Annotated in this window: 13 protein-coding genes; 9 read left to right on the forward strand and 4 right to left on the reverse strand. The window is 71.7% G+C overall.

Annotated features, from left to right (window positions below):
• The first annotated feature begins 14 nt into the window (after positions 1-14).
• From IM725_RS12030 to IM725_RS20725, 5 genes are all read left to right on the forward strand, one after another.
• A complete protein-coding gene (locus tag IM725_RS12030) occupies positions 15-1037 on the forward strand; it encodes a branched-chain amino acid ABC transporter permease (RefSeq protein ID WP_193780841.1) in 1023 nt (340 codons plus the stop codon).
• Positions 1034-1780 (forward strand): ABC transporter ATP-binding protein, encoded by a 747-nt coding sequence (locus IM725_RS12035; RefSeq protein WP_193780842.1) that lies wholly within the window; start codon positions 1034-1036, stop codon positions 1778-1780. The genes IM725_RS12030 and IM725_RS12035 overlap by 4 nt, the downstream gene beginning before the upstream one ends.
• Positions 1777-2502: an ABC transporter ATP-binding protein gene (locus IM725_RS12040; RefSeq protein WP_227753773.1), complete on the forward strand. Its 726-nt coding sequence runs from the start codon at positions 1777-1779 to the stop codon at positions 2500-2502. Before IM725_RS12035 ends, IM725_RS12040 begins: the two co-directional genes overlap by 4 nt.
• A gap of 155 nt (positions 2503-2657) precedes the next feature.
• Positions 2658-4595 carry a methyl-accepting chemotaxis protein gene (locus tag IM725_RS12045; RefSeq protein ID WP_193780843.1) on the forward strand — a complete coding sequence of 646 codons (1938 nt, stop codon included), beginning with the start codon at positions 2658-2660 and terminating at the stop codon, positions 4593-4595.
• A gap of 124 nt (positions 4596-4719) precedes the next feature.
• Entirely contained in the window at positions 4720-5049 is a 330-nt protein-coding gene (locus tag IM725_RS20725) for a hypothetical protein (RefSeq protein ID WP_321576205.1), read from the forward strand.
• Between the two features lie 37 nt (positions 5050-5086).
• Here IM725_RS20725 and IM725_RS12055 read toward each other — a convergent pair whose 3' ends face one another.
• Positions 5087-5881 carry a metallophosphoesterase family protein gene (locus tag IM725_RS12055; RefSeq protein WP_193780844.1) on the reverse strand — a complete coding sequence of 265 codons (795 nt, stop codon included), beginning with the start codon at positions 5879-5881 and terminating at the stop codon, positions 5087-5089.
• A gap of 106 nt (positions 5882-5987) precedes the next feature.
• Here IM725_RS12055 and IM725_RS12060 point away from each other — a divergent pair, with 106 nt between their 5' ends.
• A complete protein-coding gene (locus IM725_RS12060; RefSeq protein WP_193780845.1) occupies positions 5988-6818 on the forward strand; it encodes a nucleotidyltransferase in 831 nt (276 codons plus the stop codon).
• Here IM725_RS12060 and IM725_RS12065 read toward each other — a convergent pair whose 3' ends face one another.
• The 3 genes from IM725_RS12065 to IM725_RS12075 form a co-directional block, all read right to left on the reverse strand.
• On the reverse strand, positions 6819-8012 hold the full coding sequence (locus IM725_RS12065; RefSeq protein ID WP_193780846.1) for an NnrS family protein: 1194 nt from the start codon (positions 8010-8012) through the stop codon (positions 6819-6821). It abuts the gene before it with no gap.
• On the reverse strand, positions 8009-8482 hold the full coding sequence (locus IM725_RS12070; RefSeq protein WP_193780847.1) for an RrF2 family transcriptional regulator: 474 nt from the start codon (positions 8480-8482) through the stop codon (positions 8009-8011). The genes IM725_RS12065 and IM725_RS12070 overlap by 4 nt, the downstream gene beginning before the upstream one ends.
• A 69-nt stretch (positions 8483-8551) precedes the next feature.
• On the reverse strand, positions 8552-10828 hold the full coding sequence (locus IM725_RS12075) for a nitric-oxide reductase large subunit (RefSeq protein ID WP_193780848.1): 2277 nt from the start codon (positions 10826-10828) through the stop codon (positions 8552-8554).
• Positions 10829-11025: 197 nt separating this feature from the next.
• Between IM725_RS12075 and nirK the strand changes: the two genes are divergently transcribed.
• From nirK to IM725_RS12090, 3 genes are read left to right on the forward strand one after another with little or no spacing between them, the layout of a single operon-like run.
• Positions 11026-12555 carry a copper-containing nitrite reductase gene (gene nirK / locus IM725_RS12080; protein ID WP_193780849.1) on the forward strand — a complete coding sequence of 510 codons (1530 nt, stop codon included), beginning with the start codon at positions 11026-11028 and terminating at the stop codon, positions 12553-12555.
• 14 nt (positions 12556-12569) lie between these two features.
• A complete protein-coding gene (locus tag IM725_RS12085; RefSeq protein ID WP_193780850.1) occupies positions 12570-13346 on the forward strand; it encodes a formylglycine-generating enzyme family protein in 777 nt (258 codons plus the stop codon).
• An 18-nt stretch (positions 13347-13364) separates the two neighbouring features.
• A complete protein-coding gene (locus IM725_RS12090) occupies positions 13365-13964 on the forward strand; it encodes an SCO family protein (RefSeq protein ID WP_193780851.1) in 600 nt (199 codons plus the stop codon).
• Positions 13965-14098 lie beyond the last annotated feature (134 nt).

Below are 14098 nucleotides of genomic sequence, written 5' to 3' on the forward strand. Positions count from 1 at the left end.
GGGGACACGACGACATGCACAAGCCCTACGATTTCCTGCGCAGGCACCGCGTCGCGGTGGTGCTGCTGTTCCTGCTGGTGTTTCCGCTGCTCATGCCCTATGACGCGCTGGCGGTGAACATCCTGGTCTTCGGCCTCTTCGCCGTCGGCTTCAACCTGCTGTTCGGCTACACCGGCCTGCTGTCCTTCGGCCATGCTGCCTTCCTGGGCACCGGCAGCTACCTCACCGGCATGGCCATCGTGCATGCGCACCTGCCCTGGCCCGTGGCCCTGGGGGTGGGCGTGCTGGCGGCCACGCTGGCCGGCCTGGTGATCGGCTTCCTGGCGATCCGCACCCGCGGCATCTACTTCGCCATGGTCACGCTGGCGCTGGGGCAGATCGCCTACTACGCCTTCTACAAGGCCGAGAAGTGGACCGGCGGCGAGAACGGGCTGCGCGGCGTGCAGGTGGCGCCCATGGACATCGCCGGGCTGCACATCGATTTCACCAACCCGACCACCAAGTACTACGTGATCTACATCTTCGTGGCGCTGGCGCTGTGGTTCGTCTCGCGCATCCTGGCCTCGCCCTTCGGCGCCGTGCTGGAGGCCATCCGCGAGAACGAGAAGCGCGCCGCGGCCTGCGGCTACGACGTGCAGCGCTCCAAGCTGCTGGTGTTCGTGCTCTCGGCCGCGATCTGCGGCCTGGCCGGCGGCCTGCGCGCGATCCACCTCTCGGTGGTGCCCATCGACTCGCTGCACTACCTGCAGTCCGGCCAGGCGGTGATGATGTGCCTGCTGGGCGGCATGGGCACCTTCTTCGGCCCCTTCGTGGGTGCGGCGGTGTTCCTCTACCTGGAGGACACGGTGACCACGATGACGCGCCACTGGATGGCGGTGGTGGGCACGGTCTTCATGCTGTTCGTGCTCTTCTTCCCGCGCGGCATCTGGGGCTCCCTGCTGCACGCCTGGGAGCGGCGCATCCACATCCCGCCGGCCCAATCCCTGACTGGCGCCGACGACGCGCTGCCGGGGCCCCTGCCCGAGGAGGCCCGATGAGCGACCTGATCCTCGAAGCCCGCCAGGTGGGCATGCGCTTCGGCCGCTTCCAGGCGCTGAACGACGTCTCGGTGTCCTTCCGCGCGGGCGAGCTGTGCGCCATCATCGGCCCCAACGGCGCCGGCAAGAGCACCTTCTTCAACATCCTGTCGGGCTCGCTGGCGCCCAGCGCCGGCCAGGTGCTGTTCCGCGGCCAGGACGTGACCGGCCTGGCGCCGCACGCCTACGCCCGCATGGGCATCGCCAAGAGCTTCCAGATCACCAACGTGTTCAAGCAGCTGTCCGCGCACGAGAACGTGCGCGTGGCGGCGCAGATGCGCGAGCGCCGGTTCGACTTCCTCAGCCCGCGCAGCGCGCTGCGCGAGGCCGACGAGGCGGCCGCCGCGCTGCTGCAGCGGGTGGGCCTGGGCGGCCACGGCCGGCGGCCGGCGGGCGACCTCGCGCACGGCCAGCAGCGCGCGCTGGAGGTGGCCATGGCGCTGGCCGCGCAGCCGCAGCTGCTGCTGATGGACGAACCCACGGCGGGCATGTCGCCGGAGGAAACCACGGTGATGATGGACCTGATCCAGCGCCTGGCCGCCGAGCGCACGGTCATCCTGGTGGAGCACAAGATGAAGCTGGTGATGGGCATCTGCAGCCGCCTGGTGGTGCTGCACCACGGCGAGCTGCTCGCCGAGGGCACGCCCGAGGACATACGCGCCAACACCGAGGTGCGCCGCGTCTACCTGGGGCAGTCCGCATGATGAGCGCCTTCAAGCCCCTGCTGGAGGCGCGCGGCCTCAACGCCTGGTACGACCGCAGCCATGTGGTGCAGGACATCGCCTTCGAGGTGCGGGCCGGCGAGATCGTCACGCTGATGGGCCGCAACGGCGCGGGGAAGACCACCACGTTGCGCACGCTCATGGGCCTGCTCGCCAAGGCCTCGGGCGAGGTGCTGTTCGAGGGCCGTCCGCTGCAGGGCCAGCCGGCGCACGCCCGCTTCCATGCGGGCCTGGCCTACGTGCCCGAAGACCGGCGCATCGTGGCCGGCCTCACGGTGCGCGAGAACCTGCAGCTGGGCATCATCGCCAGCCCCTCGCGCGGCGAGATGGACGCGCGCATCGACGAGATCGCGGAAACCTTCCCGCGGCTCAAGGAGCGGCTGGCCCAGGAGGCCACCTCCATGTCGGGTGGCGAGCAGCAGATGCTGGCCATCGCCCGGGCCATGATGGCCCGGCCCAAGATGATCCTGCTGGATGAACCGTCCGAGGGCATCATGCCGGTGCTGGTGGACGAGATGTTCGAGCTCTTCGCGCGCATGAAGGGCCAGGGCACCACCATCCTGCTGGTGGAGCAGAACGTGGAGCGCGCGCTGTCCATCTCCGACCGCGCCTACATCCTGGACCAGGGCCGCATCGTGCACCAGGCGGGCGCCCAGGCCCTGCTGGCCGACGAGGACATCCAGTCGCGCTACTGCGCGGTCTGAGGCCGACGCGCCGGCCTGGGCCGGGCCGGCGGCAGGGGCGCGTACCGGGTGTTTCGGCCGCCCGGCCACGAACTTGAGCCCCGGACTTGCGCTGGGTCAAGAATCCGCCCGGGCGGCCGAAGCTGTGGAGGTCAACTCCACGGACGGACCCTCCCATGCAAGCCAGGACTTCATCCCTTGCCCGACGGCTCGTGCTCACGTCGGTCGCCCTGCTGGTCGCTGCCCTCGCGCTGACCAGCTTCATCGCCACCACCACCGCGGCGCGGCAGTCGCGCGAGCTGGTCACCCGCTGGCTGGACGACAAGGTCAAGTCGGTGGCCGAGTCGGTGGACGCCTTCGACGCCACCTCGCGCGTGATGGCCGAGCGGGCCTACAACGGCTTCCGCCAGGCGCTGCCCGGCAGCTTTGCCCTGGATGCGGGCGCCGGCGTGCTGCGGCACGAGGGCAAGCCCCTGAACGGGCGCTTCGACGAGGTCGATGCCTTCAACCGCAGCACCGGCGGGGTGGCCACGATCTTCATGCGCCGCGGCGAGGACTTCGTGCGCATCGCCACCAACGTCAAGCAGCAGAACGGCGAGCGCGCCGTGGGCACGCTGCTAGCGCGCAACAGCCCGGCCTACCCCCAGATGATGGCCGGCAAGCGCTACGTGGGCCGGGCCGTGCTGTTCGGCACGCCCTTCATGACCGTGTACGACCCCGTGCGCGATGCGGCCGGCAACGTGGTGGGCATCCTCTTCATCGGCTTCGACATCTCGGACTTCCAGCGCTCGCTGGAAGGGGTGGTGAAGAACAGCCGCTTCTTCGACACCGGCGGCACCTACGTCATCGATCCCCGCCAGTCGAACGCCGACGCGGTGTTCGTCTCGCACCCTAGCGCCGCCGGCAAGAAGGTGCTGGAGGTCGAGCCGGGCGCGGACGCCTTCCTCACCCGCCTGCGCGCCGCCGACGAGGTGGTGGCGCTGGATGCGACGCCGCTCTTCGCCGGCTCGGGCAAGGGCGAGGCCCCGTGGGCCGTCAAGCGCAGCTCCAAGTCCACCGGCTGGTGGGTGGTGGCCGAGGTGCCCGAGGCCGAGGCCATGGCCGCGCACCGCGCGGGCATGCGCATCCTGTGGGGCCTGCTGGCCGCCTGCGCGGTGCTGATGGGCCTGGCCCTGGGCCTGCTGGTGCGGCGCCAGGTGAGCCGCCCGCTGGCCGAGCTGGGCGCGGCGGTGGACCGCCTGGCCGAGGGCGACCTGCGCCATCCTTTCAGCTATGCACGGGCCGACGAGGTCGGCGCCCTGGTCGAGCGCCTGGAGACCATGCGCCAGCGCTTCGGCGCCATGATCGCCCAGCTGCGCGGCGCCTCGGACAGCATCCGCGTCGCCTCGACCGAGATCGCGGCCGGCCACCAGGACCTGTCCACCCGCACCGAGCACACCGCGGGCAACCTGCAGCAGACGGCGGCCAGCATGCAGCAGCTGGCGGGCACGGTGAACGAGAGCGCCGCCTCGGCCGGCCAGGCCAGCGAGCTGGCGACGCAGTCGGCCGGCATCGCCCGGCGCGGCGGCGAGGTGGTGCAGTCCGTGGTCGCGACCATGGCCGGCATGGGCGAGAGCTCGCGCCGCATCTCCGACATCACCGGCGTGATCGACAGCATCGCCTTCCAGACCAACATCCTGGCGCTCAACGCGGCCGTGGAGGCGGCGCGGGCCGGCGACCAGGGCCGCGGCTTCGCGGTGGTCGCCAGCGAGGTGCGTGCGCTGGCGCAGCGCAGCGGCGAGGCCGCGCGCGAGATCCGGGCGCTGATCGGCGAGACGGTGGAGCGCGTGCAGGCCGGCACCGGCCAGGTGCAGGAAGCCGGCGCCGCCATGAAGGACATCGTGGACGCGGCCGACCGGGTCGCCGCCATGATCGCCCGCATCAGCGCCGCCGCCGCCGAGCAGAGCAGCGGCCTGGCGTCGGTCAACCAGGCCGTGTCCCAGCTCGACGAGGCGACCCAGCAGAACGCCGCGCTGGTGGAGCAGGGCACCGCCGCGGCGCACAGCCTGCATGCTCAGTCGGCCGGGCTGGTCGAGGTCGTGGCGAAATTCCGTACCGAGGAGACGGCGGGCTGAGGCAAGGCGCGGGGGCGCACGCGCCTGCGGCCCCCGGGCCGACAGGCGCCTCCACCCCCGGCCGACGCGCGCGCGTGTGGCCCGTCCGCAGACTGGCGGGCATCACTTACCGAAAGGACGCGCCATGAAAAAGCTCGCCATCGTCACCGCCGCGCTCGCGGCCAGTTCCTTCCTCGTCCTGCCCGTGCCCGCCAGCGCCAAGGGCTGCCTCAAGGGGGCCACCGTGGGCGGCGTCGCCGGCCACGTGGCGGGCCACCACGGCGTGCTGGGCGCCGGCGTCGGCTGCCTGGTGGGCCGCCACCACGCCAAGCAGCAGGTCCGCCAGGACCAGGCCCGGGACGACCAGGCCCAGGTCCGCCAGTCCGACGCGCGCGACCGCGACGACACCCGCGTGCAGGGCAACACGGGTACCGACACCCGCACCGGCACCACCACCACCCGCCGCTACCCCTGAGGCTGCGGCTGCGCGGGCCCGCCGCCCGGGGGGGCGGTCAGGGCACCGCCTGCGCCGCGGCCGGGCCGGGCGCCGCCTGCGGCACGCCCGTCTCCTCGCGCGGCAGCTCGTACAGCCAGAAGGGCGGCTGGCCGGGCCGCGCGCGCAGCAGCAGCGGCCGCGCCACGTTGAACACCGGCACGCCGTTGATGGTGCGCCCCTCGGGCGTGCCGCGGTGCGCGTGGCCGTGGAACACGGCATCCACGGGGTAGCGCAGCAGCGGCTCCTCCAGCCGGCTGCTGCCCAGGAAGGGGAAGATCTCGACCGGCTCGCCCTGCACGGTGCCTGTCACCGGCGCGTAGTGCAGCAGCGCGATGCGGCGCGCGGTGCGCAGCTTGGCCAGCGCCGACTCCAGCTTCATCGCCTCCTGCTGCGCCTCCTGCACGAAGAGCTTGATGGCGGGCTCGCCCCAGGCGCCCAGCGAGCCGCGGCCGAAGCCGCCGGCGAAGCCCTTGGTGCCGGCGATGCCCACGCCCTCGATCTCGCAGGAGCCGCCATCGAGCACGCGCACGCCGGCGCGGGTGAGGATCTCGGTCACCACCTCGGGCGTGCCGGATTCGAAGTCGTGGTTGCCCAGCACGGCGACGATGGGCACGGAGACGGCGCCCAGTTCCTCGGCCAGGATGCGCGCCTCCTCGGCGGTGCCGTAGTCGGTGAGGTCGCCGCACAGCAGCAGCGCGTCGGCCGCCGCCGAAGCCTGGGCGAAGAAGCCGCGCAGGCTGCCCGCCGAATCCCGGGTGACGTGGATATCGCCGACGGCGGCGAAGCGCACGGTGTTCGCTGATTTGCCCATGGCCTGCATGCTGGGGCCTTGCCGCACAGCCGGGGTGCCGTTTGGACGGCGAAGCCTGTAGGCGGGCGACTACGCCTCATGCGCGCCGGCGCGCTACCCTGGGGCGATGACGAACGCAGTGCTCGCTCCCTCGCTGGAGGAGGAGGTCGCGCCGGACACGGCGGGGTTCTACCGCGAGGCCCTGCAGGCGCTCACCGACGCCGGCGTGGCCTTCCTCGTGGGCGGCGCGTTCGCCCAGGCCTGCTTCACCGGCATACGTCGCTCGACCAAGGACCTGGACCTGTTCATACGCCGCGAGGACTGGGACCGCGTGGCCGCCCTGGCCACGCAGCGCGGCTGGCGCCCCGTGCTGAGCTACCCGCACTGGCTGGCCAAGGTCTGGCACGGCACGGACTTCATCGACCTGATCTTCAACAGCGGCAACGGCGTGTCGCCGGTCAACGAGGCCTGGTTCGAGGACAACGCCCAGGCCGACGTGCTGGGCGTGCCGGTGCGCATCGCCAATGCCGAGGACGCGCTGCTGACCAAGGCCTTCATCATGGAGCGCGAGCGCTACGACGGGGCCGATGTGGCGCACCTGATCCAGGCCGGCGCCGAGCGCCTGCGCTGGCCGCAGCTGGTCGCCCGCTTTGGCGCGAACTGGCGGGTGCTGCTGGGCCACCTGGTGCTGTTCGGCTACATCTACCCGGGCGAGCGGCAGCGCGTGCCGGCCTGGGTGATGGACGAGCTTCTGCGCCGGCTGGCCGAGGAGACCCGCCAGCCGCCCGCGGCCGACCCGCACCTGTGCGCCGGCACGCTGCTCTCGCGCGAGCAATACCTGTTCGACGTCGAGCAGCTGGGCTACGTGGACGGCCGCCTCACGCCGGCCAGCACCATGACACCCGAGGACGTGGCGACCTGGACGCAGGCCATCCCGCCGCACGAGGAGGGCGGCTGATCAGCCCGGCCGGCCGTCCGCGCGCGGGCGCAGCAGCGAGGGCGCATAGCCCAGGGCGTACAGCGCGAAGCCCAGGCTCCAGCAGGCGGCCGAGGCGAGCAGCGCGGGCCCGGTGGCCTGCGGCCAGGCCAGGGGCAGGCCCACCCGGAGCAGCGCCGCCACCGTCACCAGCACGTAGCAGGCGATGTCCAGCCGGTCGGCGCGCAACGGCCGGCCGGTGTGGCCGCGCGCGGTGCGCGTCATCATGCCGATGACCAGGCCGCCGGCGGCGCCCGCCGTCAGCGCGTGCGTGGCCAGCGAGGGGGGCACCCAGCCGATGGCGGCCATGGCGGCCAGCGCCAGGTGCACAGGCACCCAGGCATAGGCCACGTGCAGGATGGCTACCAGCGGGTTGCGCAGCGCGCGCAGGGGGCGCCACAGCAGCCAGCGGCACAGGTGGCTGGAGGCCGCGGCCGCCGCCAGCGCCGCCAGCAGCGCGTCGGGCGCGCCCAGCAGGTGCGCGGCAAGCAGGGCCAGCAGGCTGCCCAGGGCCGCCCGCTCCACGATGGGATGGCGGACGGCACCGGCGCCGGGCACGCCGTTGTTGGTGAACATGGGCAGCACGCGGCCGGCCATCACCGCCAGGATGAAGAGCAGCAGGTCCAGCACCGGCTGCAGGCTGGCGCGCGCGGGAAAGGCCAGCACGCCCAGCTGCTGCAGGTGGAAGGCCGCGGCGGCCGCGGCCATGGCGCAGAGCAGGGCGACGAAGAAGTAGTTGCGTCGGCTGCCGCCCTTCACCAGCGCCCGGCCCAGCGCGGCCGCGACGGCCAGCGGAAAGGCGACGTTGGCCAGCGCGGCGGCCCAGCCCCAGGGCGTGAGCACCAGCAGCCGGGCCGCCAGCCAGAGCGCGCACAGGGCGGCCAGCGGCGCGCCGGTGGGCGTGGGCTGGTTGCTCCAGTTGCGGCCGGCGGTGAACAGGAAGCCGGTGATCACCGCCAGCGCGAAGCCGAACAGCATCTCGTGCGCGTGCCACAGCGGGCCGGCGAGGTAGGGGTGGGACAGCAGCCCGGTGGCCTGCAGCCCCCAGAGCGCGATCGAGGCGGCGCCGAACAGGCTCGCCAGCAGGTAGAAGGGCCGGAAGCCCAGGGCAAAAAGCGCGAACCCGCGCGGCGCGGAGGCCGGCGCGGGTTCGTCGATGGACAGCATGAGGCTCATGGACGTGGGACCGGGGCCCTCGCGCGCCCCGGCGGCTTGTCGGTGAAAAGAATGTGGGCGAGCTGGGTGCGGTTGCGCACCACGTCGGCCAGGGTGGTGCGGTCCAGCACCGCGTAGAAGGCCTGCTCGGCCTCGGACAGCACGCCGCGCAGGCGGCAGTTGCGGTCTATGCAGCATTCGCCGCCGCCGGGCTCGAAGCACTCGGCCAGCACGGAGGCGCCCTCGGTGGAGCGCACCACGTGGCCGACCACGATGTCGGCCGGCGCGTGCGCCAGTTCCATGCCGCCGCCCTTGCCGCGCACGTTGTGCAGCCAGCCCTGCTTGCCCAGGTGGTGCACCACCTTCACCAGGTGGTTCTCGGACACCTGGAAGGCGGCCGCGATCTGGGCGATGGTGGCCCGCTCGCCGGGGCGGGAGGCCAGGTACATCAGCACGCGCAGGCTGTAGTCGGTGAAGGCGGTGAGGCGCATGGGGAGTGGGCTCTTTCGGCCGCCAGGGCGCCCGGATGGGCGCCCTTTGTGACGGCTTTGTGGATGAGCTTAGCGGATTGCGGCCCCCGCGCCCTTGACCTGGGTCGCTGTGGCCGTGCGGCGGCCGCGCAGCAGGTTCAGCACATACACCGCCAGGAAGGCCGTGCCGATGGTGAACACGATGTCGCCCGGCACGCGCAGCCAGACCATGGCCTCCATGAACCGCGAATGCACCACCTCGGGCGAACGGGCGTACCACATGCCGCGGGAGATGCTGGCCCAGGCCTGGTAGATGCCGGCCGGCACCAGCGACAGGAACACCATCATGGCCAGGCCGATGTTCAGGCCCCAGTAGGCCGGGCGCAGCAGCCGGTCGGCGTGCAGGCTGCGGTCGTACAGGCCGCGCAGGCAGAACAGCATCAGGCCGATGCCCAGCATGCCGTACACGCCAAAGAGGGCGGCGTGGCCGTGCGCGGCCGTCATGTTCAGGCCCTGCACGTAGTACAGCGAGGCCGGCGGGTTGATGGTGAAGCCCAGCAGGCCGGCGCCCACGGTGTTCCAGAAGCCCACGGCGACGAAGCACAGCACCGGCCAGCGGTAGGCGGACAGCCAGGCCACGCCCTGGGCGCGCTGCCAGGTCTGCAGGGCCTCCAGGCCGATCAGGGTGAGCGGCACCACCTCCAGGGCCGAGAACACCGCGCCCACGGCGATCACCGAGGTCGGCGTGCCGGTCCAGTACAGGTGGTGCAGCGTGCCCAGGATGCCGCCGAACAGGAACACGATGGTCTCGGCGATGATGGCGCGGTTGGCCGAGCTGGCGCGGATCAGGCCGAGCCTGGTGAAGAGCAGGGCGATCACGGCGGTGGCGAACACCTCGAAGAAGCCTTCCACCCAGAGGTGGACCAGCCACCAGCGCCAGTACTCGATCAGCGAGTAGTGGGTGTGCTGGCCCCAGGCCAGCGAGCTGGCGTAGAAGCCGCCGATGCAGGTGGCCGACAGGAACACCATGGCGATCAGGCCGCGGCTTTCCGAGGGCGTGGTCAGCGCGGGCCAGAGGCCGCGGCCGAGCAGGAAGGCCCAGAACAGCAGGCCGACAAACAGCAGGATCTGCCAGACGCGGCCCATGCTGGTGTATTCCAGGCCCTGGTTGCCCAGCCAGAAGCTGAAGTCCACGCCCTGGTGCTGCAGCGAGCCCAGCCAGCCGGTCAGGGTGGAGCCGACCACGATGGCGATCAGGGCCCAGAACAGCAGGTCCACGCCCAGCTTCTGCAGCCTGGGCTCGCGCCCGCCGAGCAGCGGGGCGATGTACAGGCCGGTGGCCAGCCAGGCGGTGGCGATCCAGAACACGCCGACCTGGGTGTGCACGGTGCGGCTCACCACATAGGGCAGCACCTGCGCCAGCGGCAGGCCGAAGAAGGACTCGCCTTCGACCGCGTAGTGCGCGGTCACCACGCCCATGCCGATCTGCAGCAGCAGCAGGCCGACCACGGCGAAGAAGTACTTGCGGGTGGCGCGCATCGAGGGCGTGGCCAGCGCGCCGCCCAGCGGGTCGGCAGCCGGGATGACGGGCGGCTCCTCGTGCTTGCCGGCGCCGTGCAGCCACAGCATGGCGGCGATGCCGGCGAGCAGCAGGATGATGCTGGCCATGGACCACACGGCGGCCGAGGTGCCCATGCGGTTGCCCACCAGCGGCTCGTACGGCCAGTTGCTGGTGTACGAGAGGCCGGCTTCCTCGGGGCGGTCGGTGGACGCGGCCCACGAGGTCCAGAAGAAGAAGGCGCCCAGGTCGGCCCGGTCGGCCGCCGAGAGCACCTCGCCGCTGCGCATGGCGTACTGCTCGCGCAGCGAGTCCAGCGACGCGGCGTCGCCGAACAGCCCGTCGTAGTGGGCGGCGACGGCGCGGATCGCGGCGGCGCGGGCGTCGGACACGGTCACCGTGCCGCTGGCCGCGTCGTAGGTGTTGGTGCGCATCTCGGCCTGCAGCGCGGCGTCCACCGCGGCGCGTGCGGGCAGGGCCAGGGTGGACGGATCGCTGGTCAGGGCCTTGGCGCGCAGCTCGCGCAGGGTGCTGGCCTCGCGGTGCAGCCAGTCGGCCGACCAGTCGGGGGCGACGTAGGCGCCATGGCCCCACACCGTGCCCTGCTGCTGGCCGCCGGCGGCGAGCCAGACCTGCTGGCCGTGGCGGATCTGTTCACCGGTGAACAGCGTCTGGCCACTGGACGTGGCGACCCGCTCCGGGATGGGGGGCGCCGTCAGGTAGATCTGCCAGCCCAGGTAGCCCAGCGCGCCGAACGACAGCACGAAGACCAACCCGAGCCAGCGCCACAGGTTCTTGCTGCTTCTCATGGTTTCCTCAGGTTTAAGGTGTATTTGCGGTGCATCTAATGTCGCGACCTGAAGCCATGGGGGTCTTGATGCACGTCAAGGTCGGTGACGCGCCGGCGCTCGAATCGCCACGCTTGAGATTCGTCAAGGTGCGCGGCCGGGTGTCCAACTAAGGTGCACACCAGATACACCTTATTACCCCTGCCAAGGAGCCTCTCATGAACAAGCCACACCGCCTGCGCATGCTTTCCATGCTCGCCGGCCTGTGCCTGCCGCTGCTCGCGGCCGCTGCCGGTGCCAGTGCGGGCGCCACCGCGGCCACCGCCGTTCCCGGCAACGCGCCGGCCGCCGCCCGCATGCCGGGCGATTTCGGCCCGCCCCAGGGCGCGCCCATCCACGCCGTGCTCACCAGTCCGCCCCACGTGCCGCCGCCGGTGAACCGCAGTTACCCGGCCAAGGTCATCGTCGACCTGGAGGTGGTGGAAAAGCAGATGCAGATCTCCGAGGGCGTGAACTACACCTTCTGGACCTTCGGGGGCAGCGTGCCGGGCAGCTTCATCCGCGTGCGCCAGGGCGACACGGTGGAGTTCCACCTGAAGAACCACCCCAGCAGCAAGATGCCGCACAACATCGACCTGCACGGCGTGACCGGCCCCGGCGGCGGCGCGGCCTCCAGCTTCACCGCGCCCGGCCATGAGTCGCAGTTCACCTTCAAGGCGCTGAACGAGGGCATCTACGTCTACCACTGCGCCACCGCGCCCGTGGGGATGCACGTGGCCAACGGCATGTACGGCCTGATCCTGGTGGAGCCGCCCAACGGCCTGCCCAAGGTGGACAAGGAGTACTACGTGATGCAGGGTGACTTCTACACCCAGGGCAAGTACCGCGAGAAGGGCGACCAGGCCTTCGACATGGAGAAGGCGATCGCCGAGCAGCCGACCTATGTGCTGTTCAACGGCGCCGAGGGCGCGCTCACCGGCGACAAGGCGATCACCGCCAAGGTCGGCGAGAAGGTGCGCCTGTTCGTGGGCAACGGCGGGCCCAACCTGGTGTCCAGCTTCCACGTCATCGGCGCCATCTTCGACCAGGTGCGCTACGAGGGCGGCACCAACGTCCAGAAGAACGTGCAGACCACGCTGATCCCCTCCGGCGGCGCCGCGGTGGCGACCTTCACGGCGCGCGTGCCCGGCAGCTATGTGATGGTGGACCACTCCATCTTCCGCGCCTTCAACAAGGGCGCGCTGGCCATCCTCAAGGTCGATGGCAAGGAAGACAAGTCGATCTACTCCGGCAAGGAGCTGGATGCGGTGTACCTGGGCGACCGCGCGCAGCCCAACATGCAGGCGGTGGCCACCGCCGCCGCGTCGGCCAAGACCGGCAACCTGACGGTGGGGGAGCAGGTGCAGGCCGGCCAGGCGCTCTTCGCGGGGACCTGCTCGGTGTGCCACCAGGCCAACGGCGCCGGCCTGCCGGGCGTGTTCCCGCCGCTCGCGAAGTCGGACTTCCTCGCGGCCGACATCCAGCGCGCCATGGGCGTGGTGCTGCACGGCCTGTCGGGCAAGGTCACGGTGAACGGACAGGACTACAACTCGGTCATGCCGCCCATGAACCAGCTGAACGACGACGAGGTGGCCAACATCCTGACCTACGTGCTGAACAGCTGGGGCAACGCCGGCGGCCGCGTCACCAAGGACGAGGTCAAGGCCAGGCGCGCCGCGGGCGGCGCCACGGCCAGCACCGGCCACTGAGCACGGAGCCCGGCATGAAGCGCATCACGCGTGGGCTGGCCGTGCTGGCCGCGGCACTGGCGCCGCTCTGGGCCGGTGCGGCCGACTACCTGCCGCTGCCCGGGGGACGCTTCACCAGCGTGCTGCCGCAGGGGGCGGTGGCCACCGTGGCGAGCGCGGTGGAGATCGCGCCCTTCGCCATGCGCAGCGCGCCGGTGAGCGTGGCCGAGTTCGCGGCCTTCCTGGCCGCCCATCCCGAATGGCAACGCGGCCGGGCCCCGGCGATCTTCGCCGGGCCCGGCTACCTGGCCGGCTGGGCCGGCCCGGCCGACCCCGGCAGCCTGCAGGGGCCGTCGGCGGTGACCCAGGTCAGCTGGTTCGCGGCGCGCGCCTACTGCGAGAGCGAGGACGCGCGGCTGCCGACCTGGCTGGAGTGGGAGTACGCGGCCGCCGCCGACGCGATGCGCACCGACGCCCGTGCCGACCCGGCCTGGCGCCAGCGCATCCTCTCCTGGTACGAGAGCCCGGCCGGCGCGCAGCCCGGTGCGGTGGGCGGTCCGCCCAACGCCTATGGCGTGCGCGACCTGCACGGCCTGGTGTGGGAGTGGGTGGACGACTACAACGCGCTCTTCATCGCCGGCGACAGCCGCACCCAGGGCGACCCGGACCTGCTGAAGTTCTGCGGCGCCGGTGCGCTCAACATCATCGACCGCGACAGCTACGCCGTGCTCATGCGCATCGCGCTGCTGTCCTCCCTCAACGCACCCGACTCCACCGGCAGCCTGGGCTTCCGCTGCGTGCACGGGTCCTGATTCATCGCAAGGACGGCCATGCACGCCTCATCCCTTCTCTCGCGCCGGCAACTGCTGGCCTCGGCCGGCCTGCTGGCCGGCGCCTCGCTGCTGGCGCCGCGCACCGCGCGCGCCGCGGCGCCGGACAGTTCGGTCTACCAGCTGGACGCCACCCTCACCGACCAGGACGGGCGCGCCTTCGCCTTCGAGTCGCTGCGCGGCACGCCGCTGCTGGTGAGCATGTTCTACACCTCCTGCGACATGGTCTGCCCCATGATCTTCGAGACGGTGCACGCCACGCTGCGCGCGCTGCCCGAGGCGGAGCGGGCGTCCGCCCGCGTGCTCATGGTGAGCTTCGACCCGGCGCGCGACAGCGTGGCGGTGCTGCGCAAGACCGCCGACCAGCGCCATTGCGATGCGCGCTGGACCCTGGCCCGCGCGGACGACGCGACCACGCGCAAGTTCGCCGCCGTGTTCAACGTGCAGTACCGCCGCATCTCCAACGGCGAGTTCAACCACTCCAGCCAGGTGGTGCTGCTGGACCGCCAGGGCCGCATCGCGGCGCGCAGCGGCAAGCTGGGGCCCGCCGACCCGGCCATGGTGAAGGCGGTGCATGCCGCCTTCGCCCAGTCGGCCTGAGCGGGTGCTAGTGTCCTGTCCCGCTAATTCATAGGCACGAAAACTGCATGGGATGAGGCATCCTCGGAGATGCCTCATGCCCAATGCATATACCCGCACCAGCAACATCGAGCTCACTGACGCGGAGCGCGCGG

The sequence above is a fragment of the Ramlibacter aquaticus genome (genome assembly GCF_015159745.1).
Taxonomy (GTDB): domain Bacteria; phylum Pseudomonadota; class Gammaproteobacteria; order Burkholderiales; family Burkholderiaceae_C; genus Ramlibacter; species Ramlibacter aquaticus.